Below are 23,735 nucleotides of genomic sequence, written 5' to 3'. Positions count from 1 at the left end.
ATTACCTCCTTGTTTGTTACCCTACAATTATATCCTCTTCTGGGTAAGTGTAGCTTGGTAGCTCTGGTCTGAATATGTAGCCTGTAAGGATGGTGAACACACCCACACGGCCCACAAACATGGTCAGGATAAGTACAATTTTCGAAGCCACAGAAAGGTTAGGGGTAATGCCCGTGGTCAGCCCTACTGTTCCCAATGCAGAGAATACTTCAAAGGCGATCTGATGCAGATGCAAGGCCGGTTCGAAGACGGACAAAAGTACAATACTGATTACGGCAATGGTCATGTTCAAAATTAATATGGCGTTAGCTGTATCCAAAATAGACCATTTGATGGTGCGATGAGCCACATGCACCCTGCTTGAACCTGTCAACACGGCTTTTATGTACTGAAATACACTAAAAAAGGTTGTGGTCTTAATACCGCCTGCAGTACCACCTGGAGAGCCGCCTATGAACATGAGCAGCATGGTGATAAGCAGTGTGGGTAAGGTGGCGTAACCATGGTTAATCGTTGCAAAACCAGCTGTTCTTGGTGTCACACTTTGAAAGAATGCTGCCAGTATTTTCCCTTGGATGCTCAGTGGACCCAAGGTTTTGGGGTTGTTCCACTCAAAAATACCGATTAGCAGAGCTCCTAACACTATTAGCGCTAAGGTAACGCCAAGTACTATGCGTGTATGCAATGAAAAATAAAACTTTTTTTGCCTAACTTTCTGGAATATTTCAGACCAGACTACAAATCCCAATCCTCCTGCTATGATGAGGCCCATTATGGTCAAGTTGACGACGGGGTCTTGAGCAAATTCACTGAGCGACTTAAAACCGCCGTGTATATCAAACCCGGCATTGTTGAAAGCGCTAACAGCATCGAAAACTGAGGCCCAAATTCCACCTGCCAAACCTCGTGAGTTCAAGTAATAGGGAATGAACGTTATGCTAAGAAGCAATGCTCCTATGAGTTCAACCAAGAGAGCAAATCTTACTGTAAAGCCTAGCAGTTTGACAACTCCCTGAAGACTATTCACATTCCACTGTGAAGCCAACGTAATACGGGTTCTCAAACCGATGCGAGCACCTGTGAGAAGAAGCAGTGTGAACGTGGTAATAGTCAAATAGCTTAAACCTCCGAACTGAATCAGCAACATGATGATAAACTGACCTGCAAAGTTCCAATAATCCCATGTGTCCTTTACTATTAACCCTGTAACGCATACTGCTGAAGTACTAGTAAACAACGCATCAACAAAATTGGTAAAACCTCCACCTCTGCTGGTTATGGGCAGAGCCAATAGCACGGCTCCCACCAAAATTACCGCGGCGAAGCTTCTCACAATGAGTCTTCTTGCTTTAATTGCTGCTTCCATGTTTTATCACCCTCGCAATTCTCACGGCTATACATTATAGAACAAAGTGTGCAAAAGTGTTAAAATAATATTAACTACTAAGGAGGTGTTCCCATGAATAGACCACAAATTAAGACGGAGCTGCCTGGCCCAAAGGCGAAAGAAATTATCGAGCGCGACGCGAAGGTGATGTCCACTTCACTAAGCCGAGATGTTCCCCTGGTAGTGGAACGAACGCAGGATGTATGGATTTACGATGTAGACGGTAATGAGTTCCTGGACATGACCAGCGGTGTGGGAGTAACGAACGTTGGCCACACAAATCCTCAAGTGGTGGAAGCCATAAAGAATCAGGTGGAAAAATTCCTTCACTTTGCAGGTACTGACTTTTACTATGAACCACAAGTTACTTTGGCAGAGTCCCTAAATGACATAAGGCCCTTCAAAGAGCAAGGCCGTGTGTTTTTCACCAACAGCGGAACTGAGTCAGTGGAAGCTTGCATAAAGTTGGCAAGGTACAAAACGCGGCGGCCACTTTATATTGGGTTCTTAGGTGGTTTCCACGGAAGAACCATGGGATCTTTGTCTTTTACTTCTTCAAAAGTGATTCAGCGCAGATACTTTTCTCCCATGATGCCTCAGGTGGTTCATATTCCTTTCCCCGACACCTACAGACCACCTGAGGGCGTAGTGCCTGAGAAAGTAACCGATTTTGTGATCTGGTATTTGAATCGCATGTTTGAAACCGTTGCTCCACCTGAGGACGTAGCAGCTGTGTTAGTAGAACCCATTCAGGGTGAAGGCGGTTACATCGTACCGCCAAAGGATTTCTTCCCCCGATTAAAGCAGGAACTAGATAAGCATGGGATCTACCTCATCGTTGACGAAGTACAGAGTGGCATGGGCCGTACAGGAAAAATGTTTGCCATTGAACATTTTGGTGTGGAACCCGACATAGTTTCCATTGCAAAAGGTATCGCTTCTGGCATGCCCATGGGTGCATGCTTAGCAAAGGAAAGTGTCATGGATTGGGAAGAATCAGCTCACTCCAACACCTACGGAGGCAACCCGGTAGCCGCTGTGGCTGCCATTGAAACCATAAAGCTTCTAAAATCTGGTTTAGTTGAAAACGCAGCCAAGATTGGCGATTATTTCATAAACCAGCTACGTGAACTTCAGAAGAAATACGAAGTAATTGGCGATGTGCGCGGCATTGGGCTCATGCTGGCAATCGATTTTGTAAAAGATCCTGTTAAGAGGGACTATAATTATGAATTAAGAAACAAAGTCATTCAGGAAGCGTTCAAGCGTGGCTTGGTGTGCTTGGCTGCTGGCAAGAGTGCGATCCGTTTTGCACCACCATTAACGCTAAAAGAGGAGCATGTGGACATAGCTATTGAAATTTTGGATGAATCAATAAAAGCTGCGCTGGGATAGCTTCCTAAAAGTTTCTGTATGTGTTTTTAGGAGGCGATGAATCTTGGGGCTCAAAAGAACCTCTTTGTATGAAGTGCATAAGACACTGGGAGCAAAGCTTGTTGAATTTGCCGGCTTTGAAATGCCCTTGCAGTACAGTGGCATAATCGACGAACACATGGCTGTGCGAACCAGTGCTGGCATGTTCGATGTTTCCCACATGGGCGAGTTTTATTACAAGGGCGACATCGATGCCATAAACATGGTGGTTACGGTGGACCTCACAAAGCTGGAACCGTTGAAGGCTGCTTACACCATGCTGTTGAACGAAAGTGGTGGCGTCGTCGATGACTTAATCGTTTACCGCCTATCGCCAGATGAAGTACTGCTTGTGGTAAATGCGGCGAATATTGAGAAGGACTTCCAGCACATACTTAACTACCTGCCCAAAGAAGGCTCTCACGTGTTCGAGAATGTGTCCGACAAGTGGTTTGATATTGCTGTGCAGGGACCAAAAGCCGTGGACATATTGAAAACCTATTTCCCTCAGGTTGTTGATTTGGCTGCCTTTGGGTTTGTCTCAGTGCCTGAACATGGCCTTATCATAAGCAGGACTGGTTATACTGGCGAGGACGGTTTTGAGGTTTACGGCCCCATGGAGGAAGCCCCCACGTGGTGGAATAAGTTCATGGATGCTGGTTCTTCACTGGGTTTGAAACCAGCTGGCTTAGGTGCTCGTGACACACTTCGCATTGAAGCTGGTTTGCCCCTTTATGGTCACGAACTTAATGAAGAAACGTCGCCGCTGGAATCGAATTACGCTTTTGTCATTGACTGGGATAAACCGCAGTTCATAGGTCGAGAAGCCTTAGTAAAGCAAAAAGAATCAGGCATTCAAAAGAAGCTCATGGGATTGGAGATTACCGGTGGTATTGCCCGAGAGGGTTACAAGGTCTTTTCTGAAGGTGAAGAAGTGGGTGTGGTTACTTCGGGAACCATGGCTCCCTTCTTGAAGAAAAGCATTGCCATGGCATTTTTGCGTGTGGATAAAGCGAAAATAGGCACACCTGTTGAAGTTCAAATCCATGGACAAATGGTGCCAGCCAAGGTTGTGTCAAAGATGTTCTACAAGCGAGGGAAAACGCAATGAGGTACGTGCCGCATACCAAAGAAGAAATCAAAGCCATGCTGGAAGCCGTCGGGCTTCGAAATGTGGATGAGCTTTTCAGCGACATACCCACCGAGGCACTGCTCAAAAGACATCTTCAAGTTGAAGGTGGCTGGGACGAAGAACAGCTTAGGGCGTATTTTAGAAAAGCTGCAAGCAGTATTCCAGATGCAAACAGTGCTGTTTACTTCTTAGGCGGTGGCGTTTATGACCACTACGTACCTTCAGCAGTGGACAAGATAATCGCTTTACCCGAGTTCTACACCGCTTACACACCTTATCAGGCTGAGATCAGTCAGGGCACCCTTCAAGCCATGTTTGAGTACCAATCACTCATCTGTGAGCTGACGGGCATGGAAGTAGCGAATGGCAGCCTTTATGATGGTGCCAGTGCAGTGGCTGAAGCGGTGCTAATGGCTATGCGCATCAATGGGAAGAGACGCGTTTTGGTCTCTGAGTGCGTGCATCCTGACATCATAGAAGTTCTTCGAACGTATCAGCTGGGTCAGGACTTTGAAATACTTACCTTACCCCAAAAGGAAGGGGTAACCGACCTTTCTGAGCTTGAGGATTTATCAAATGTTTCCTGTCTGGTTATGCAAAACCCCAACTACTACGGTTTCTTAGAAAACATGAATCAGGCTTCAGAGCTGATCCACAAGGCAGGTGGCTTATTTGTGGCTGCCGTAGATCCGCTGTCCTTGGGCGTACTAAAAAGCCCACATGAATACGGAGCCGATGTAGTAGTGGGAGAAGGGCAAAGTCTTGGTAACCACATGAGTTACGGTGGACCACATTTTGGCTTCTTTGCAACCAAGATGGACTACATCCGCTACATGCCCGGTAGAATGGCTGGGCAAACTGTGGACGTGGATGGAAGGGTGGGCTATGTGCTCACATTGCAAACCCGTGAACAGCACATACGCCGTGAGAAAGCTACGTCGAACATTACCAGCAACCACTGGCTCATGGCATTGGCATCTGCTGTTTACCTGTCTCTCATGGGAGGATCACTTCCTGAGCTGGGTCAAACCATTTTGAACAGGAGCACCTATTTAGCTCAGAAGTTGGCTTCCGTGGGCTATCCACTTTGGCAGCGTCAGTACTTTTTCAAGGAATTCCCCATAAAAGCACGGGATGCTGAGGCTGTTCAGGAGGCTTTGGCTGACTCCGGGTACTATGTGGGTCCCGTCATTGATGAGCACACGCTTTTGGTGGCAGTCACAGAAAAGCGCACCAAGGAACACATGGACAAGCTTATTGAGCTCATGGAGGGTCTGCGATGATGAACAGTAGAAAAGGCACATTGCCCTTGCTTAAAGAACTGCACAAAATGGGTAGGCGTGGGCCCCAAGTGCCAGTGAGTGGTCTTGAAGATCGGCCCATATCTGAAATTCTTCCCAAGGAGTTTCTTCGCGAAGAACCACTAAGCATGCCTGAACTTAGTGAAGTAGAAGTGGTCAGGCATTTTGTCAATTTGTCAAACTTGAATTACGGTGTGGACAACGGTTTTTATCCACTGGGCTCCTGTACCATGAAGTACAACCCCAAGATAAACGAAGAAGTGGCGGCGTGGTTCCAAGACATACACCCAGCTTTGCCTGAAAACAGGGTTCAGCCACTATTGGAACTGCTTTATACCTTGCAGCAAGATCTTCTTGAAATAACGGGCATGGATGCCATAACCCTGCAGCCTGCCGCGGGGGCACACGGAGAACTCACCTCACTGCTCATGGCAAAAGCTTATTTCAAAGACCATGGTCTTCTGGAAAAGGACACTGTAATCATTCCTGACTCCGCTCACGGAACCAACCCCGCTTCTGCTACCATGGCAGGCTTCAAAGTGGTTACTGTTAAGTCTGATGAAGAGGGCTTAGTGGACTTGGAACAGCTAAAAGCATTGGTTAACGATCATACAGCAGTTTTCATGCTGACTAACCCCAACACCCTGGGCAAGTTTGAGAAAAACATCTTGGGCATTGCACAGCTCATACATGGTGTGGGTGGGCTTATGTACTGCGATGGCGCAAATCTTAACGGCATGCTGGGTTGGGCAAGACCAGGGGATATGGGATTCGACTTTGTTCACTTGAATCTGCACAAAACCTTCAGCACACCCCATGGTGGAGGAGGTCCCGGTTCCGGTCCGGTGGCAGTCAAAAAAGCTCTGGAACCGTTTTTGCCAAAGCCTGTTTTGGTGAAAGCAGAAGATGAAGATGGAGATGGTAGCTACCATTGGGATTATGACAGGCCTCGTAGTATTGGCAAGGTACGTTCCAATTTTGGGAACATTTTAGTTGCCTTAAAGGCTTTGGCTTACATAAAATCCCTGGGTGGAGCGGGACTGCGCGAAGTGGGTACCATGGCGGTCTTGAATGCCAACTACATGCGCGTTGCCATGGAGGATACGCTGCCCACAGCTTATCCTGGTTTGTGTAAGCACGAGTATGTTGCCACAGCAGAAGAGGTAAAAAAGCGCTACGGTGTGAAAGCTCAGGATATTGCAAAACGTTTGCTGGATAAAGGTTTTCATGCACCAACCATGTATTTCCCGCTCATTGTGAAAGAAGCACTCATGATTGAACCCACTGAGACGGAAACAAAAGAAAACTTAGATGCCTTTGTGCAAGCCATAAAGGAGATTGTGGAGGAAGCGGCTACTAATCCTGATGTGGTTTTGAGTGCTCCACATGACACCCCTGTTAGGCGCCTTGATGAGGTAAAAGCCAATAAGGAGTTAAAAGTTCGTTGGTAAGGGAGACCCCCCACTGAGGTGGGGGCTCCTTTTTCTCTTTACAAACACGAGTATTTGCGCTACCTAACATCTATCTTTCTTTCTTTTGTGGGTGTTTTGAAGATTGTAAAATGAATCCATGCAAGCAAATGTTTTGTTTGCGTTTTTCTTTACAAAGCAATAATGTGCCTGTGCCATAGTTAGCTGTGCACAGGCATGTATGCATGCATATAACTTGTTTGCGAGGTGATGAAAGCTTATGGCCTTAATAATGAAAGGAAAACCGGTGGCAGATGCCATCTATGAAGAGCTTCAGCCCATGACGTCACTGAATTTGACGCTGGGCATTATTAAGTACAAGGGCTCCGATGCAGGTGGTTACTTAAGTGGCCTTTCCAAGGCAGCCCAGCGCCTAAATGTTCAACTTCGCGTAAACGAAGTAGAACAGTTTCAGGAGCTTACTCAAAGTGTTGTTGTCATGGGCAAGGATTCACAGGTTCATGGCATACTACTGCTAAAGCCTTTCCCAAAGGAGTGGAACTTTAGGCAAGCTTCTGACCTCATACCCCCCGAGAAGGATGTAGATGCTCTGCACCCAGTGAATTTGGGGAAACTGGCGCAAGGCAGAGGTAATTTGGTGCCGGCAACTCCTCAAGCCGTACTAAGTATTTTGGATTTCTACAACGTGTTGCCTTTGGAAGGAGCAAGCGCACTGGTCATAGGTAGAAGCGAAGCGGTAGGTCTGCCAGCGTTTTTACAGCTCATGCAGCGCAACGCCACTGTGACTGTGGCACACAGCCGCACAAAGGATTTACCCTCTTTATCAAGGCAAGCAGACTTAGTAGTAGTGGCAGTAGGTAAACCCAATTTTCTTACCAAAGATCATGTAAAAGAGGGTGCTGTGGTCATTGATGTGGGCACCAACGTATTGGAAGACGGCAAGGTGGTGGGCGACGTAGATCGTGAAAACGTGGAACCACTAGTGCGTGCCATCACACCTGTGCCCGGTGGAGTGGGTTCTGTAACTACTGCTTGTCTGTTTAAGAATCTTTTCTTGTGTTATCAGGAGCAGACGCGTTAGGCGAATCCGTATAAGCTTTATTAGGTTCACTGCTTAGGCTTTTCAGCAGAGTATTTACCGGTGGTCTACGCAGCTGCGTTATATTTCGCTTTAGCAAGGAGTACTTTTCGCTGGAAAGAAGGGCATAAAGCAGTGACGTTTTCAGCTCCACTGTTTCCACCTGAGCAGTCTCCGTAGCGTCGTGAAAAGCCTGCAATACTTCCGTGCTCATGCGCGTTAAAGCTTCAATTCTTTGGTTACGGTGTACAATCCATCCAACGTCGCTCTGGGCAATAGCACTTACGCCAAACTTTTTAGCAGTGTGTATGAGAAAACCAATTTCTATGCCGTAGCCCGTGTAAAAGGGTATGGACCTTAGTAAGGAGGTGCGAGCAGCTGTAAACCCTGACAGTGGCTGAAACAAAAACAGTAGCTCAGGCATTTCCATACTCAGCAGTGGCCTAACAAGTATCTCTGTTACTCTGCCGCCACCACTTTTAAGGTTTTTGTCTTCAGGTCCACCTCGGTTAAAGTAGCCCTTAACCAGTTGTATGTCCCTTCTTAAAACCAGAGGTCCAATGGTGCCCAGCACCATGTCTTCGGTGGGGTTCTTTATGTCAGCGTCGAGAAACGCCACAATGTCAATGTTACTTAGTACAAACAGGGATTTCCACAGAGCTTCCCCTTTTCCACGAAAAGCGCCCAGTTCCGGATGAATTTCACCACTTCTAAAGACCTCAGCCCCTGCCTGCCTTGCTATGTTGAAGGTGGCATCAGTGGAATCGTTGTCTATTACAACGATGCGATCCAATATGCCTTCTTTTTTAAGGGGCAGGTAGCACTGCACCACTTCAGCAATAGTTTCTTCTTCATTAAATGCTGGTATGACCACAGCAATTCTTTGTTTCCTTTCATTTTTCCGCTGTCTTATCCATTCCTTGTTGAAAGAAGCTTTAGGAAATGTATTGCGTACGAAAACTGTTGTGGGGTCCTCTGTTTCCACTCTGTGTGGGCGCTGTTTTGGTTTCTGCATGCGCTGTCGAACCAAAATGAAGTCGGTTCCGCCGTTTCCGTTTTTGATTCTTTCTACCAAGTGCCACAGGAAATGTTCTGTGTTCATGGGATAGGGCAAACCAAGTATGGCTAAGTCCAGTTTTGGCAGTTGTTCCATGATCGCCACAGCAGCATCTTCTGAGCTAAGGGGTATGAAGTTGATTTCTTCCAGTTCGTCCTGCTGCAAGCTTCTGTCAAAAGTAATGTCATCCTCTGTTATTTCTGTGGTTTGTGGTTTGTACAAGTTAATCAGCTTTGCGTTTTTAACCAGTCCCGCCTCTTGCAGAGCAGTTCCCACCGTATCAAAAAGTGCAATGTTTGCTCTGCCTCTGCTAAATATGCCCACCTTCTTTTTCTGGCGCATACTGTGTAGTCCCAAAAGTAGCAGGTTATCACTGTTTTCCATGAGTGCGTTTAGGGTCTGCACGTCCAGATTTGTTGTGAGCAAGTCCACGCACACATATGAATCCACTTTCTTACTTAGTAAGTCCACCGCCTCTTGAGGTGTGTTTACGCGCTTAATTTCTTTTTTTGGAGAAAGGTTGTAGAAGAAGTTTTTTAAGGTTTTATTGGGTTTTCTTTGGCTCACATATATCATAATCTGCATTTTACACCCATAACTTGCCGTATTAGTTTTCTACAAGGTTAAATGACGCTAAGCACTCAAATAGGCTTTATGCAGGTGTGGTCTCTTGACAAACTTTCTCTGATGCCGTATACTTAACAATGCCTGCCTAACGAGATAGGCACGGTGAGGCGCAGCGCGGGAGCGATGCGCTATGGAGCAGAACACCGAAAGGTGAAAAACCGGGGACAGGAAGAAGAGGAAGAAGCGGTCGGAAACGACAAAGCGTATCCATAAGGATACAGTGAATCAAATAGAGTAGGGATTAGACCTAAAGGGAAAAGTATATGAAGTAGATACACATATATATATCACGGAGGGTTTGATCCCGGCTCAGGACGAACGCTGGCGGCGTGCCTAATGCATGCAAGTCGAGCGGGCTACGATCTTCGGATTGTAGCTTAGCGGCGAACGGGTGAGTAACACGTAGGTAATCTACCCTTCAGAGGAGGACAACCTCAGGAAACTGAGGCTAAACCTTCATACGTTCACTGGTAGGGATACTGGTGAAGAAAGAGTTACCTTAAAGGTAGCTGCTGAAGGATGAGCCTGCGGCCCATCAGGTAGTTGGTGAGGTAACGGCTCACCAAGCCGAAGACGGGTAACCGGTCTGAGAGGATGTCCGGTCACACTGGGACTGAGACACGGCCCAGACTCCTACGGGAGGCAGCAGCAGGGAATCTTGGGCAATGGGCGAAAGCCTGACCCAGCGACGCCGCGTGGAGGAAGAAGTCCTTCGGGGCGTAAACTCCTGGACTGGGGGACGAGGAAGGACGGTACCCCAGTAGAAAGGGACGGCTAACTACGTGCCAGCAGCCGCGGTAAAACGTAGGTCCCGAGCGTTGTTCGGATTCACTGGGTGTAAAGGGCGCGTAGGTGGTTGTCTGTGTCTCATGTGAAAACTCAGGGCTCAACTCTGAGATTGCGTGGGAAACTAGGCAGCTAGAGGACGGTAGAGGGGAGTGGAATTCCCGGTGTAGCGGTAAAATGCGTAGATATCGGGAGGAACACCGGTGGCGAAGGCGGCTCTCTGGGCCGATCCTGACGCTGAGGCGCGAAAGCTAGGGGAGCGAACCGGATTAGATACCCGGGTAGTCCTAGCCGTAAACGATGGGTGCTAGGTGTTGGGGGGTAAAGACCCTTCAGTGCCGAAGCCAACGCGATAAGCATCCCACCTGGGGAGTACGGCCGCAAGGTTGAAACTCAAAGGAATTGGCGGGGGTCCGCACAAGCGGCGGAGCATGTGGTTTAATTCGATGCTGCCCGAAGAACCTTACCAGGGTTTGACATGCTGGTGGTAGGAACCTGAAAGGGGGACGACCCGACCGTAAGGGAGGGAGCCAGCACAGGTGTTGCATGGCTGTCGTCAGCTCGTGCCGTGAGGTGTCGGCTTAAGTGCCGTAACGAGCGCAACCCTCATCCCTAATTGCTCCTGGCAGGTAAAAGGGTCAGAGCACAATAGGGAGACCGCTGGCGAAGAGCCAGAGGAAGGGGAGGATGACGTCAAGTCAGCATGGCCTTTATGCCCTGGGCTACACACATGCTACAATGCAGGGTACAACGGGAAGCGAAGCCGCGAGGTGGAGCAAATCCCCAAAAGCCCTGCTCAGTTCGGATCGCACGCTGCAATTCGCGTGCGTGAAGTCGGAGTCGCTAGTAACCGTGGATCAGCAAAGCCGCGGTGAATACGTTCTCGGGCCTTGCACACACCGCCCGTCAAGCCACCCGAGTCGGGTTCACCAGAAGGCCGGTAACCGAAGAGGGCCGGACGACGGTGTGCCTGGTAAGGAGGGCTAAGTCGTAACAAGGTAGCTGTACCGGAAGGTGCGGCTGGATCACCTCCTTTCTAAGGAGAATTGAAACAAAGAAACTCCTTTTTCTTCTTCTTTCTTCCTGATCCCGGTTTGATGGATGGGCCCTTAGCTCAGTAGGTTAGAGCGTGCCCCTGATAAGGGCAAGGTCCGAGGTTCGACTCCTCGAGGGCCCACCATTTTTGTTCCTCAGCCGAGTAGGTGAAAAGCAAGCAAGCGGACAAGCGAACATGGGCAAGCCAAATGCATTTTTGTGAAGTGCTTGCGCTGTGTTTGTTTGTGAATGTGTGGGGATGTAGCTCAGCGGGAGAGCACCTGCTTTGCAAGCAGGGGGTCAGCGGTTCGAATCCGCTCATCTCCACCATGCACGCTAAACAACTGGGGAGAAGGTAGAGAAGGCATACAAATACAAAGGCACAAGAGTAAGCCGTGTGAGAGCAATTGGAAGCCCATTGTAAAAAAGACAAGCGCGTAAGAGGTAGAAGGAAATAGTAAGTGAAGCAAGATATAAAGGGCGCACGGGGGATGCCTTGGTAGCAAAGGCCGAAGAAGGACGTGGCAGGCTGCGAAAAGCCCGGGGGAGGTGCCTAACAACCGAAGATCCCGGGATATCCGAATGGGGAAACCCGCATGGAAGGAAATCCATGCATCGCTTAGTGAAGATAGTAGCTAAGCGAGGGGCACGAGGCGAAGTGAAACATCTCAGTAGCCTCAGGAAGAGAAATCAAGAGAGATTCCCTAAGTAGCGGCGAGCGAACGGGGAAGAGCCCAAACCTAAGCTGTGTGATAGCGGCCAGGCGTTGCAGTTTAGGGGTAGCGGGGCACATACGGAGCCGGCTGGCAACAGGCTCAGCTAGTTACAAAACTTGTACATAGCCGAACTGCATGGGAAGGCAGACCGAAGAAGGTGATAGTCCTGTAGGCGAAATGTACAAGACTAGCTGGTATGTGACCCCAAGTACACCGGGACACGAGGAATCCTGGTGGAATCAGGGGGGACCACCCTCCAAGGCTAAACACCTTTGCTAACCGATAGCGCATAGTACCGTGAGGGAACGGTGAAAAGAACCCCAGTGAGGGGAGTGAAATAGAACCTGAAACCGTGCGTCCACAAGGAACGGGAGGCGACCCATGGGTTGCCGACCGTGTGCCTATTGAAGAATGAGCCAGGGAGTTCATTCCAGTAGCGAGGTTAAGGTGCTGAGGCACTGAAGCCGAAGGGAAACCGAGTCTGAACAGGGCGATAAGCTGCTGGATTGAGACACGAAGCCGGGTGATCTACCCATGTCCAGGGTGAAGGGCAGGTAAGACTGTCTGGAGGCCCGAACCCGTCAGGGGTAAAAACCTGTGGGATGAGGTGTGGGTAGGGGAGAAATTCCAATCGAACCCGGGGATAGCTGGTTCTCTCCGAAATGCATTGAGGTGCAGCCTTTGGGTAGTAGACCGTGGAGGTAGAGCACTGGTAGGGCTAGGGGGTCGTGAGGCCTACTGAACCCTGTCAAACTCCGAATGCCATGGTAGCTAGCCCAAGGAGTGAGTCTACGGGGGACAAGCTTCGTAGGCGAGAGGGGAACATCCCAGACTATCGGCTAAGGTCCCGAAGCTACGCTAAGTGTTCCAACCTAAAGGAAGTACGTCTGCAAAGACAGCCAGGATGTTGGCTCAGAAGCAGCCATCATCTAAGGAGTGCGTAACAGCTCGCTGGTCGAGCGGATGTGCGCCGAAGATGTAACGGGGCTAAGCGTAGCACCGAAGCCATAGACTTACTTTAGCCAAGGCTGAAGTAAGTGGTAGGAGAGCGTTCTGTGAGGGGCGAAGGTTACATGTGAATGTAGCTGGACTTCACAGAAGTGAGAATCCTGGCATGAGTAACGATAAGACAGGTGAGAATCCTGTCCGCCGGAAGTCCAAGGGTTCCTGGGGAAGGTTCGTCCGCCCAGGGTAAGCCGGAGCCTAAGGTGAGGCCGAAAGGCGTAGCCGATGGAGAAACAGGTTAATAGTCCGTGCCACTGATTATGTCGATTGACCTGAAGGGGAGACGCAGGAAGGTAGCTACGCGTGCTAGTGGAATAGCACGTTCTTAGCAGCGAGGCCTGGGTGTAGGGAAAACCGCACCCGATGCAGGTTAGCGGCTAGGAGGAGTGTCCGTAAGGATGCGAAGGTAGTGATCCTACACTGCCGAGAAAAACCTCGTCAGGGAGACATAGTTAGTGTCCGTACCCGAAACCGACACAGGTGGACTGGTAGACAAACTACCGAGGCGCGCGAGAGAACCCTCGCTAAGGAACTCGGCAAACTGACCCCGTAACCTCGGGAGAAGGGGTGCCTGCGATAGGTGAATCAAGAGATTGATGAGCCGAGGCAGGCCGCAGAGGATAGGTCCTGGCGACTGTTTACCAAAAACACAGGTCTCTGCGAAGGCGGAAGCCGAAGTATAGGGGCTGAGGCCTGGCCAGTGCTGGAAGGTTAAGGTGAGGGGTTAGCCCAGGAATGGGCGAAGCTCCGAGCTGAAGCCCCAGTAAACGCCGGCCGTAACTATAACGGTCCTAAGGTAGCGAAATTCCTTGTCGGGTAAGTTCCGACCCGCATGAAAGGTGTGACGACTGGGACGCTGTCTCAGCGAGGGACTCGGTGAAATTACAATGGGGGTGAAGATGCCCTCTACCCGCGGCAGGACGGAAAGACCCCATGGAGCTTTACTGTAGCCTGATATTGGGTTTTGGCATGTGCTGCGCAGGATAGGTGGGAGGCTGAGAAGGTACCCTTTCGGGGGTACTGGAGCCGACGGTGAGATACCACCCTGCACGTGTTGGAACTCTAACATGGAGCCGTGAAACCGGCACATGGACAGTGTCAGGTAGGCAGTTTGACTGGGGCGGTCACCTCCCAAAAGGTAACGGAGGCGTCCAAAGGTACCCTCAGGCGGAATGGAAACCCGCTGAAGAGTGCAAAGGCATAAGGGTGCTTGACTGCGAGAGGGACACCTCGAGCAGAGTGGAAACACGGGCTTAGTGACCCGGTGGTGCTGAGTGGAAAGGCCACCGATCAACGGATAAAAGTTACCCTGGGGATAACAGGCTAATGGGTCCCGAGAGTCCATATCGACGGATCCGTTTGGCACCTCGATGTCGACCCGTCTCATCCTGGGGCTGAAGCAGGTCCCAAGGGTTGGGCTGTTCGCCCATTAAAGAGGCACGCGAGTTGGGTTCAGAGCGTCGTGAGACAGCTCGGTCCTTATCCGCCGCGGGCGCAGGAGTTCTGAGGGGAGCTCTTCCTAGTACGAGAGGACCGGAAGGGACCAGGCACTGGTGTACCAGTTGTACCGCCAGGTGCAGAGCTGGGTAGCCACCCTGGGAGGAATAAGCGCTGAAAGCATCTAAGCGCGAAGTCCATCCCAAGATAAGAACTCCCACAGAGAAGATCTGGTAAGGGCCCGGGAAGACTACCCGGTAGATAGGCTGGAAGTGGAAGCCCAGTAATGGGTGTAGCTGACCAGTACTAATAGCCCGAGGTCTTGCTTCACTTAAGAAGGCCTTGAATACCAAAAAAGCGTTTGTAGTAATAAGCGATGGGTAGAAGAAAAGCGCTTACATGGCAACACATGATTGTGCTTAAGTAGAAAGCCTTTAAAAACCTTCTCCAACAGTTGTTTAGTGTGTAAAAAGGGACTTAGTGCCCACGCCCTGGGGAAACGCCCGGATCCATTCCGAACCCGGAAGCTAAGCTCAGGGAAGCCGATGGTACTGGTGTGCGGGAGCTGCCGGGAGAGTAGGTTGGTGCTAAGTCCCCCTTTTTATTTTGTGGTAACTGCGCGTTTTTACCTTACTTACTCCTTTGATTGTCCCATGCCTTGATTACCATCATCATCAGCAGCAGGTGTGTTCTGGTCGGGTTTTGTGCTGAGCAAAGCCATAACAATTTTCTCTTCCAGGTCATCGTTAAACTGCTTAACCTGTTCTGGCAGTGTGAACAGGTCGTAAATGATGAGGCAGATTAGAATAATGAGGCAAATAAAACTCAAAACGGAACTAAAGCCCATTGCTTCTGCGGCTCGACTGGTTCCCATGAAAAAGCCGATCAAACCACCAACTGACAGCATTATCACACCGGATAGAATGACAACAAGTCCTAAAAATAGGTACAGCACTGCTTGTCCTGTTTTTTCCAAGTAGAACTTATGCAAACCAAAAAAGCCACCAATCAGGGTTAGAACATAGGCAAAACCAACCTGCCGCTGTGATTTCATAAGTTCCGTTTGCAGAATGGCAATCTGCTTTTCTGTGAGCCTCTCCTTCTGACTTAATTCCATGCTCAAAGCACCTCCTTTTTCCTTTCTTTGTCCCTGCTAGCTAAATCACGCACGCACATACATACACGTCTACGTCCCAAAAAAAAGCTGCATACGTACATGTATATGTGTAAAGGGCACAGCCAAGACACATGCATGCAACCGCCCTACAAAAACATAGTAAGGCTGCTAACAGCTAAGCTTTGTCCTTTTTTGCTGCACAGCCTTATTAAGTAGCTCACTACTGACCACGTTCTAAGCAAGGCAGCTCACCTTAGCTCAAGAAAAGATTCCCCAGAGGAAAAGCGCTTATGCCAACGTGCCAATATGCCAATGTTTTTTCTTGCGTTTCTACCGTCAGCTTACACATGCACATGCTTTTTTGCTAAACAGACTTATTTTCCGTAGGAGCTCAGCAGCTGGTCAATAATTTTGTCTTCTGCTGCCATGTTTGCTTGCCGAACTTGACGGGGTATGGTGAACAGGTCAATAATGAGCAATATGACCAAAATGGCAAGGCATGCAAGACCAAATCTGAAAAGCAGGTTGCCAGAGGCGCCAAAGGAGATCAGCCCGGTGAACTCACCCACGATTAGCGAAGGAATACTGACCAAACCCAGTATGAGGTAAACAATGCCTTGCCTAACGTTTCTTAGGTAAAACTTGTGAATGCCAAAAATCCCCAAAAAAATGCAAAGGACATATGCTAAGCCAACACTTTTTTGATGCTTCTTCATCTCGCTTTGTAGTATGGCAGACTGTTTTTCTGTTAGTTGGTTCTTCTTGTTCATGTGCACGGTGCATGCCCCCATTCTTTTTTTACTAGCAAACCGTGTTAACTGTTATTCACTACTACTCATTATTCATTACTTATTGTTGGCGCGACTCCATGGATGAACTTACATTCATTAGCTGGGCTATGATTTCGTCTTCAATGTCTTCGTTAATTCTGTCCACTTGAGAGGGCAGTGTGAATAGGTCATAAAGCAAGAAACACCAAAGCACCACCATAAAGAGAACGCCAAACAGGGCACTTATGCCAAAAGCTGCCAAACCGCCACCTTCACCGCCCACTAAGGTGCCTATGCCACCAAAAATGATGCTTCCAGCTCCCAAGATCCATGCTGCAATGAATAACACGAGGTACTTCACACCTTGGCTGTTTTTACCAAGGTAAAACTTGTGAACACCCAAAACGCCAAGAAAGATGAGGAGCACATAAGATAACACTAAGTTTTTTCTGCGTTTCTGCATCTCACTTTCTAAAATGGTTAATTGTTTTTCTGTTAACTGCTGCTTTTTTTCCACGGACACTTTACATTTCCCCCTTTCCCAAACACATGCATAACGAGTAACAAAGTTGGTTTGCTTGCCCGTTTTGCCCCTGCACAGCGTTTTTTATATATGTGATATGTATACAAGGCAAACCAACCGCTTGCTGGCTTTATTTTACTCGGCAGTAATCATTTTTGTCAAGAAAATTGGTTTTTTGTCTCGGGTATTTTTAAGGGTTTGTGGGTTCTTTGACGCAATTTAAAAAATGGTGCCGAGGGCGGGAGTCGAACCCGCATGGGTGGTGAAGCCCGGTGGATTTTGAGTCCACTGCGTCTGCCTATTCCGCCACCTCGGCACGGTTCTTATTATACCAGATGACGCTGGGGGTTGTGAAGGTGCTCAGTCGTTGGCCATAAATGCCCTTGGTGAAAAATGGTAAACTGTGCATTGTTAGTTGAATAGACAAATGGCAGTGCCTTTGTGATGCCATGGCAAACAATATTGCAGTATGTTAATAATGCCTTAAGAAAGCATAAAAATGCCCTTCATGTCTTGTGCGTGCAGGCTCTATTGACTTTACAAGTGTGGAAATAGATCACAATAGTTATTCAAAACTATTGACAAAGTAACAAGTGGGGCTTACCATATATTTATGCCGCGGGATGCTCCCTGTGGCATAAAACAGAAGGAGGTGCTTCACAGTGAGGAAAGAGAGAAAAATGAGGGGTTTCACCCTAGTAGAGCTCTTAATTGTCCTGCTCATTTTAGGTATTTTAATCGGTTTAGCTGTGCCAAGGTATTTAAGGTCAGTAGAAGAATCCAAGAAGACAACATTCTGCGCCAACGTGAGAAACGTGATGAGCGCCATTGAGACATGGAGAATTGACAATGCAACGACAGCGTATCCAGCGAGTGCCGAAGATCTCAACACAGATATAATCAAATCTGCTACGTATTTCAGCCAACCGCCGAAGAACCCATATACGGATGGGGAGATACTTCAGGCGCAGGAAGCTGTTCCAGGCGCTCCTGGTCAGTTCCAGTATACCTATGATGGTACGAGCTACACAGCGTCAACGAACCCCGACTGCGGCATCCAATAACCTAAGGCATTGACAGTGTAAGCATTGAAAGGGTGAAGTTATGGCTGATCAGTTGGGTGATCTTTTAGTTCAGAAGGGGTTTTTAAGCCCCGAGCGTGTGGAACAGCTGGTGCTGGAATCAAAAAGGCAGAACATGAAGCTGGGGCAGTACCTGATCCGTGAAGGCATACTTAAACGCGAGCAGTTGGGTGAGGTACTGTCCGAGCAGGAAGGCAAGCCTTACATGGACGCATCGGCAATTCTGCAAGCTCTTGAGAATGGCGGTTTGAACAGTGCAGCTAAACTGTCTACGTTTTTCAATAAACCCACTGACCAGCTCATGGGACTTATGCGGACGTACCGCCTGATCCCCATTGGCAAAACCGAAAAGGGTATTCAGGCGGTACTGGTTCCGCCCATTGACAAGAACACCTTAAAGCGGCTGCGCGACTACTTCAAGGCAGAAGTGGATTACGCAGTGACCACTGAGCAGGATTTCTCGGACGTGGTAGTGGCAAACTTTTTCAACTTGGAGACCTTGACAAAAGCCAAGGAAGAACAGGTGGTCATCAGAGAAGTAAAGGTGACCTCCTTGGATCTTTTGGCAACCGAGGCATCTGCTGAGACCGCATTGAATATTTTGTTCTTTGATGCGGCGCATCGCGGAGCCACGGACATTCACTTTTTAAGTGCACCCACAAGCTGCATAATTAAGTACCGTATTGACGGCATGGTGCAGGAAATGGTGCAAATACCTAAGTCGTTGGCCGAAGAAGCTATTACCAGGGTTAAAGTGCTATCAGACATGGACATTGCGGAGAAGCGCCGTCCACAGGACGGTCAGTTTGACTTGGTGGTGGAAAACCAGTCATACAGCATACGTGTTGCCACTGTGGGCAGTATTTACGGTGAAAACATGTTCTTGCGGCTTCTTTACAGGCGCAGCCTGAGGACGGGCTTGGATTCACTGGGTATGTTGCCTGAGCAGGTTCAAGCCATACGTGAAATGATCAGGAAGCCATACGGCATTGTGGTCACCACGGGTCCCACAGGCAGTGGTAAGACCACCACTCTTTATGCTCTGCTCAAAGAAATTTACGAAACCCGCGATAAGAACATTATCACCATTGAAGACCCCGTGGAATACGATTTTGAAGGCATTACCCAGATTCAAATAAACCCGAAGGCGGAGATCACCTTCTCGGGTACGCTAAGGTCTGCCTTGAGGCAGGACCCAGATGTCATTTTAGTGGGTGAAATCAGAGACGAAGAAACCATGAAAACTGCCATTGACGCCGCTCTTTCCGGGCACTTGGTGCTGTCCACACTGCATGCCAACAACGCTTTAGCAGCCGTGGCAAGGTTCATGAGCATGGGTGCTGACCCCATGTTGGTTGCTTCTGCTTTGAACTGTGTCATGGCGCAAAGGTTGGTTCGAGTGTGGGATGCTGTGAGCGAAACTTACAGAGGTCGTCTGGGCATTTTTGAAATACTGCCCATGGACGACGAATTAAGAAAGATGATTTCCTCAAGGGCTGACATTGTGGACCTTACCAACGCAGCCAGAAGAAAGGGGTTCATGACCATGGAGGAAATCGCAAAGATTCGAGTGGACCAGGGTATCACAACCTGGGAAGAGGTGGTGAGGGTCGTTGGCGGAGGAATCCAGTAACAAAAAGAGAGCGAAAGCTTCTTCTTCCACTACTGCAGCTGCAGCAAAGCAACAACAACGGCAGAGAAGTTACAGGTACATCATCATAAAAGGTGATCGCAGCGTGCAAGGGTCTGTTATGGCAGCCACTTTGGAAGAAGCCAAAGAGAAAGCAAGTAAGAAAGGCTTGGTGCTGGAGGTAACGGAATCGCCTCCTGGCAGATGCCCTAAAATGTCTGAGCGCGATATGTACTTCTTTGCTTTCAATCTGGCTAACTTCATTGAAAGCGGTTTCAACATGGTGGAAGCACTCACCGTTGTTAAAGAGCGCTCGGCAAACAAAAAAGTGTCGAAAGTAATAGATCATTTGATCTTCTACATAAACCGTGGAGTTTCTGTGTCTGGTGCCATGCAGCTTACAGGCGCCTTTTCACCGCTTTTTGTAAACCTGGTAAGAAGCGGAGAAACCAGCGGTACGCTGCCGCTGGCACTGAAGGACTTGTCTGACTTTTACAAAACTATGTTGGGGCTGCGCTCAAAGATTACGAATGCGGTTCTTTATCCAATCATAATATCAGTTGCGGCTGTGGGTGCCATCATTGTTTACATGCTGTTTGTTCTGCCCACCTTGGGCGGGCTTTACGACATGATGGGTGCTCAACTGCCTGCTCCCACACGCATTGTCATGGGCATTGCCGATTTTATAAAGAACTACTGGATTTGGCTCATTGTGGGCATCATTGGTGGTCTTGCTCTTATTCGGTTCTTAGTCACCAATGTGACTCCCGTTAAACGTGTTTATGAGCACATAAAGTTTACCATACCTGTTGTGAACAAGGTTGCCATAACGCCTGAGTACCTCAGGCTTTCTAAGACGCTGCGCAGTGCCTATGTAAATGGTTTGCCCGTGGTCGATGTGCTGAATCTGACCATGGGCGTGATGAGCCATCAAATTTACAAGGACAAGATAAAAAGTGCTCGCGACATGGTCATTGCTGGTATGCCACTGCATGAAGCTTTCAAGGTGAACGGCTTTGATTCCTTGCTGTGGAGAAGCATTGCGCTGGGTGAGGAATCTGGTAGGCTGGAAGAAAGCTTGACTCGTTACATCGGTGTGGTGGAAGACGAGTTCAATGCCTACTTGGGTACACTAACGGCTGCGGTAGAACCTTTCGCACTGATTTTTGTTGGTGTTGTGGTGGGTTTCATTGTAGTGTCGCTGTATTTGCCCATGTTCGACATGGTTCCCACACTGCTGGGAAGTTAGTAGTAGACGGCACACAAAAGAGGACTTTTCGAAAGCAGGGCGCACACCTTTATACATGGTGTGCTCAACGTGCACCACAACATGTACGCGGCTACGCTACTAAGTACTGGCATTGTTTGCTTTTGTAATAAGCAGGCTGGCAATTTGCCTTTGAAACAAAGACAAAGAGCTACTACACGGGTCAGCACTTTTTTGTGTGTGTTAGTTTGCCAATGCAACGAAACGCTGCGGATTTGGTTTGCTGGTGTACTTTTGAATGGGCTTTATTAAGTAGTTAACTTGCCAAAAAGGGAAATGTTACTACTTTTATTATGTGCCGCTGTCAGCACCAGAATAATGTGGCGGCAACTGTTCCACTGTGCGGGTTAAATCAGCTACTGCCAAAAGCAGGGTATCCATTTCATCGAGGATCTCGGTAAGCTCGGCATAAACCAAGGAAAGGTCGTCCAGGGTGTCTTCCAGGAGTGCGTACTCCTCGCTGTCTTCTTCAAGGTGGTCAAGTTCAAACTGCACATCTTCGTGTTTAGCGAACACGTGTTCCTGCAAGGCAATCAAAGAACGGTTAAGTTGTTCCCACTGCTGGCCAAGGTTTTGGAGGTCATCCATGAGTTCTTTTTTGTGTGTTTTGAGCGTTTCAGCTACAACAGCTCCGGATTGTTGGCTTTGGGCGAAAAGCTCTTCCACTTGCATTTTTGTCTGTCTAATGTCGTTGTTAAGAGCAGATAAATCATCAGAAAGCTCTTCAAGCTGAGCTCCCAAAGCGAAACACTCATCGGCTAAACGCTTCACACTTTCTTCCACAGAAACCCCCTTTGTTTTGCACTTCCCAGAGGAGCTGAGCCCCTCTGGGAAGTGATTTTTGCATAAAACCTAAATACCAGCGAAAAACGATTTAGTAATTGAAACAATGAACAAGTAAAGGCTAGCTATGAAAGCTGGAAATGAGTAAACTGCGTAGCTGCTGCCTTCGATGGGCATATATGGGTCGGCACTAACTTTGTTCATATAAGCCAGCAGTCCAACCGCGAACATGACCGCAGAAGCAATGAGAAAGTCCCAGTTAGCAGGCTTCTTCTGAACAATGGCAATGATCTCCACCAATAAGCACACACCGCCAAAACCAACAAAGAAGACCAGCCAACCAATTGGATTGGCTATGAATGGGTTTGTGAGTACGGCGATGGCAGCTATGAGCCCCAAGACAGCATATAAGCTATTCCTCCATCCCAAGATCATCCACTCCTTACCTTTGCAATTTATACGTTAAAATAATGATAACACTACAACGCACGTTTTGATGCTTGGGCATTTCCTGTTTGTTTTGCTTTAACGTTGTTGTGGTGCATGAACTGTGCAGCAGTTAATTAAACCAGGAACAGTGCTTGTTTATAAAGCTGTATTACCTGCTCCAAGGACGGTTTCCTACAAGCTGAATTCATCAGCCGGTGGTTGTTTACAACCTGTTCAGCCCACTGGTGAAGTTTATTGTCATCAACCTGATTTGCCACTGCTTTGATTTGCTCCATGAAACCGCATTGTTCATTTATGCTGCAAAGGTAATCAGCTAAATCAGTTACACCCAGCATTTCACCCATTCTTTCATATTTCTCAGGTTTGACCTCAGCATTGAATTTAAATACCCAGGGCATGAGCACTGCGTTGGCTCTACCGTGAGGAAGTTCAAATTCAGAAGTGAGGGGGTAGCCCATGGCGTGTACTACTCCTGAACCTGCGCTGTTTATGGCAAGACCTCCAAACAGGGAAGCCAAAGTAAGCTCGTCGTGAACCTTTTCAGTCATGGGAATTCTGCCTAAGTTTTTCATGTGGGGTTTTAGGTAGGCAAAACCTTTCTCAGCGAAAGCCTCAACTACTGGATTGCAAAGTGCAGAGAAGTAAGCTTCACTTAAATGTGAGAAAGCATCTAAGGTGGTGTCAATGGCAACCTCATCAGGCATGGAGTAGGTGAGCACAGGGTCAATTAGTGCCAGCTTTGGCACAATCTTGCTGTCGCTGATGGATTTCTTCTGGTTCTCGTGTGTGATGATGGAGTACTTGGTCACTTCTGAGCCTGTGCCATGGGTTGTCGGAACTGCAACCACAGGTAAAGCCGAAGGCACGTTGTTTACCCCAAAAACCTCTTCCACACTTTTACCCGAAGCATAACTGGCTGCTACTGCTTTTGCAAAATCTAGCACACTGCCGCCACCCACTGCCAGTACAACATCAGGCTCAAACGCTTTTTGTCTTAACAAGTTCACTGCTTCGTGCACTTCTTCCGCCTTTGGATTGGGGGAAATTTGGTCAAAATGAAGCACCTGAAAATCTTTTAGCAGTTCCATGAGGTGGCCCAGTAAGCCCCTTTGTTTTGCGCTTCTGCCAGTGGTCAAAAACACGTTCTTCCCCATGTTGCTCATAAGCTGTGGCAATTGCTCCAATGTTCCATTACCGAACACTATTTGGTGGTTCAAGTCGCATTGGAAAAACATTCACCTTCACCTCCACGTGCGTTAAAAAGAATCTGATCTGTGATTAGTATATAATTTATATGCTAACCTGTGCTACGTTTGAGAAAGGGACTTAATTGGGTGTGTGTGCGCCCGTGTGCGCAAAAAAGGTGCGGCTCACATTAATGGCGTCAAATAAATAGGAAGAGTTATTGGACAGCTGAAGAGGGCTTTTTTAGGTAAGGTGTGTGAGCCAAGCACACAAGAAGAAGAAAGAGTAAAGCGTAGAAGCAAGAGCACTTAACAAGAAGAAGAACAGCAGCAACAAAAAGAGTCATCATCATGTTGGTGAAAGGAGTAGATAGCAGTGAAGGCAACTTATCAGCCGAGCAAAAGGTATCGAAGAAAAACGCATGGGTTCTTTGCAAGGATGTCCACACCGGGCGGCAGGAAGGTCATTAAGCGTAGACGAATGAAAGGACGTCACAGACTTACTCCCCGTTAATGGCAGTGCGG

At 48.3% G+C, this 23,735-nt stretch carries 17 protein-coding genes, 3 tRNA genes and 3 rRNA genes; 14 read left to right on the top strand and 9 right to left on the bottom strand.

The genetic code is table 11. The features are described 5' to 3' along the window. Positions 1 to 16: 16 nt before the first annotated feature. A complete protein-coding gene (locus COPRO5265_RS05075) occupies positions 17 to 1,366 on the bottom strand; it encodes a TrkH family potassium uptake protein (RefSeq protein ID WP_012544001.1) in 1,350 nt (449 codons plus the stop codon). Between the two features lie 93 nt (positions 1,367 to 1,459). Here COPRO5265_RS05075 and COPRO5265_RS05070 point away from each other — a divergent pair, with 93 nt between their 5' ends. From COPRO5265_RS05070 to COPRO5265_RS05050, 5 genes are all read left to right on the top strand, one after another. Further along, the gene (locus COPRO5265_RS05070) at positions 1,460 to 2,782 is read left to right on the top strand and encodes an acetyl ornithine aminotransferase family protein (RefSeq protein WP_012544647.1); all 1,323 of its coding nucleotides are present in this window, start codon (positions 1,460 to 1,462) and stop codon (positions 2,780 to 2,782) included. A 43-nt stretch (positions 2,783 to 2,825) separates the two neighbouring features. Further along, a complete protein-coding gene (gene gcvT / locus COPRO5265_RS05065; protein ID WP_012543808.1) occupies positions 2,826 to 3,911 on the top strand; it encodes a glycine cleavage system aminomethyltransferase GcvT in 1,086 nt (361 codons plus the stop codon). Next, positions 3,908 to 5,215: an aminomethyl-transferring glycine dehydrogenase subunit GcvPA gene (gene gcvPA / locus COPRO5265_RS05060; protein ID WP_012543755.1), complete on the top strand. Its 1,308-nt coding sequence runs from the start codon at positions 3,908 to 3,910 to the stop codon at positions 5,213 to 5,215. The genes gcvT and gcvPA overlap by 4 nt, the downstream gene beginning before the upstream one ends. After that, entirely contained in the window at positions 5,212 to 6,684 is a 1,473-nt protein-coding gene (gene gcvPB / locus COPRO5265_RS05055) for an aminomethyl-transferring glycine dehydrogenase subunit GcvPB (RefSeq protein ID WP_083760229.1), read from the top strand. Before gcvPA ends, gcvPB begins: the two co-directional genes overlap by 4 nt. A 238-nt stretch (positions 6,685 to 6,922) precedes the next feature. Beyond that, positions 6,923 to 7,744, top strand: coding sequence for a bifunctional 5,10-methylenetetrahydrofolate dehydrogenase/5,10-methenyltetrahydrofolate cyclohydrolase (locus COPRO5265_RS05050; protein ID WP_012543728.1), 822 nt, complete (start codon positions 6,923 to 6,925; stop codon positions 7,742 to 7,744). Here the strand turns inward: COPRO5265_RS05050 and COPRO5265_RS07400 are convergent. Then, positions 7,704 to 9,374 (bottom strand): glucosyl-3-phosphoglycerate synthase, encoded by a 1,671-nt coding sequence (locus COPRO5265_RS07400; protein WP_012544098.1) that lies wholly within the window; start codon positions 9,372 to 9,374, stop codon positions 7,704 to 7,706. The two genes, COPRO5265_RS05050 and COPRO5265_RS07400, sit on opposite strands and share 41 nt — an antisense overlap. A gap of 337 nt (positions 9,375 to 9,711) precedes the next feature. Here COPRO5265_RS07400 and COPRO5265_RS05040 point away from each other — a divergent pair. From COPRO5265_RS05040 to rrf, 5 genes are all read left to right on the top strand, one after another. After that, a 16S ribosomal RNA gene (locus tag COPRO5265_RS05040) occupies positions 9,712 to 11,247 on the top strand. Positions 11,248 to 11,314: 67 nt separating this feature from the next. Next, positions 11,315 to 11,391, top strand: a tRNA-Ile gene (locus tag COPRO5265_RS05035). A 110-nt stretch (positions 11,392 to 11,501) separates the two neighbouring features. Next, positions 11,502 to 11,576: transfer RNA gene (locus tag COPRO5265_RS05030), tRNA-Ala, on the top strand. A gap of 134 nt (positions 11,577 to 11,710) precedes the next feature. Continuing rightward, positions 11,711 to 14,734 (top strand): 23S ribosomal RNA (locus COPRO5265_RS05025). A 146-nt stretch (positions 14,735 to 14,880) separates the two neighbouring features. After that, positions 14,881 to 14,997 (top strand): 5S ribosomal RNA (gene rrf / locus COPRO5265_RS05020). Together the 16S, 23S and 5S rRNA genes with 2 tRNA genes alongside form the textbook arrangement of a ribosomal RNA operon. A gap of 41 nt (positions 14,998 to 15,038) precedes the next feature. Here the strand turns inward: rrf and COPRO5265_RS05015 are convergent. The 4 genes from COPRO5265_RS05015 to COPRO5265_RS05000 all read right to left on the bottom strand — a co-directional run bounded on the left by COPRO5265_RS05015 (position 15,039) and on the right by COPRO5265_RS05000 (position 17,130). Continuing rightward, complete coding sequence (locus tag COPRO5265_RS05015; protein WP_012544658.1) at positions 15,039 to 15,521, bottom strand: TM2 domain-containing protein; 483 nt, start codon at positions 15,519 to 15,521, stop codon at positions 15,039 to 15,041. A gap of 374 nt (positions 15,522 to 15,895) precedes the next feature. Then, complete coding sequence (locus COPRO5265_RS05010; RefSeq protein WP_012544355.1) at positions 15,896 to 16,291, bottom strand: TM2 domain-containing protein; 396 nt, start codon at positions 16,289 to 16,291, stop codon at positions 15,896 to 15,898. A gap of 79 nt (positions 16,292 to 16,370) precedes the next feature. Continuing rightward, positions 16,371 to 16,814 (bottom strand): TM2 domain-containing protein, encoded by a 444-nt coding sequence (locus COPRO5265_RS05005; RefSeq protein ID WP_012543810.1) that lies wholly within the window; start codon positions 16,812 to 16,814, stop codon positions 16,371 to 16,373. 227 nt (positions 16,815 to 17,041) lie between these two features. Next, positions 17,042 to 17,130 (bottom strand) — tRNA-Leu (locus COPRO5265_RS05000). A 364-nt stretch (positions 17,131 to 17,494) separates the two neighbouring features. Here COPRO5265_RS05000 and COPRO5265_RS07395 point away from each other — a divergent pair. The 3 genes from COPRO5265_RS07395 to COPRO5265_RS04985 are packed head-to-tail and all read left to right on the top strand — an operon-like array spanning position 17,495 to position 20,775. Continuing rightward, positions 17,495 to 17,878 carry a prepilin-type N-terminal cleavage/methylation domain-containing protein gene (locus COPRO5265_RS07395; RefSeq protein WP_143708105.1) on the top strand — a complete coding sequence of 128 codons (384 nt, stop codon included), beginning with the start codon at positions 17,495 to 17,497 and terminating at the stop codon, positions 17,876 to 17,878. Between the two features lie 40 nt (positions 17,879 to 17,918). Then, positions 17,919 to 19,529 (top strand): GspE/PulE family protein, encoded by a 1,611-nt coding sequence (locus COPRO5265_RS04990; RefSeq protein WP_012544004.1) that lies wholly within the window; start codon positions 17,919 to 17,921, stop codon positions 19,527 to 19,529. Next, positions 19,510 to 20,775, top strand: coding sequence for a type II secretion system F family protein (locus tag COPRO5265_RS04985; protein WP_012543656.1), 1,266 nt, complete (start codon positions 19,510 to 19,512; stop codon positions 20,773 to 20,775). The genes COPRO5265_RS04990 and COPRO5265_RS04985 overlap by 20 nt, the downstream gene beginning before the upstream one ends. 309 nt (positions 20,776 to 21,084) lie before the next feature. On the opposite strand, the gene COPRO5265_RS04980 is transcribed toward COPRO5265_RS04985, so the two are convergent. From COPRO5265_RS04980 to COPRO5265_RS04970, 3 genes are all read right to left on the bottom strand, one after another. Continuing rightward, positions 21,085 to 21,576, bottom strand: a complete 492-nt coding sequence (locus COPRO5265_RS04980) for a hypothetical protein (protein WP_012543898.1) — start codon at positions 21,574 to 21,576, stop codon at positions 21,085 to 21,087. A 69-nt stretch (positions 21,577 to 21,645) separates the two neighbouring features. Next, positions 21,646 to 22,011: a hypothetical protein gene (locus COPRO5265_RS04975; protein ID WP_012544882.1), complete on the bottom strand. Its 366-nt coding sequence runs from the start codon at positions 22,009 to 22,011 to the stop codon at positions 21,646 to 21,648. A gap of 128 nt (positions 22,012 to 22,139) precedes the next feature. Beyond that, positions 22,140 to 23,261, bottom strand: a complete 1,122-nt coding sequence (locus tag COPRO5265_RS04970) for an iron-containing alcohol dehydrogenase (protein ID WP_012544060.1) — start codon at positions 23,259 to 23,261, stop codon at positions 22,140 to 22,142. Positions 23,262 to 23,586: 325 nt separating this feature from the next. On the opposite strand from COPRO5265_RS04970, the gene rpmH reads away from it, so the two are divergent. After that, entirely contained in the window at positions 23,587 to 23,724 is a 138-nt protein-coding gene (gene rpmH, locus COPRO5265_RS07490; protein WP_083760228.1) for a 50S ribosomal protein L34, read from the top strand. The last annotated feature ends 11 nt before the right edge of the window (positions 23,725 to 23,735 follow it).

This window comes from Coprothermobacter proteolyticus DSM 5265 (genome assembly GCF_000020945.1).
In the GTDB taxonomy this organism is placed as follows: domain Bacteria; phylum Coprothermobacterota; class Coprothermobacteria; order Coprothermobacterales; family Coprothermobacteraceae; genus Coprothermobacter; species Coprothermobacter proteolyticus.
This window is presented reverse-complemented; position numbering and strand designations above follow the sequence as displayed.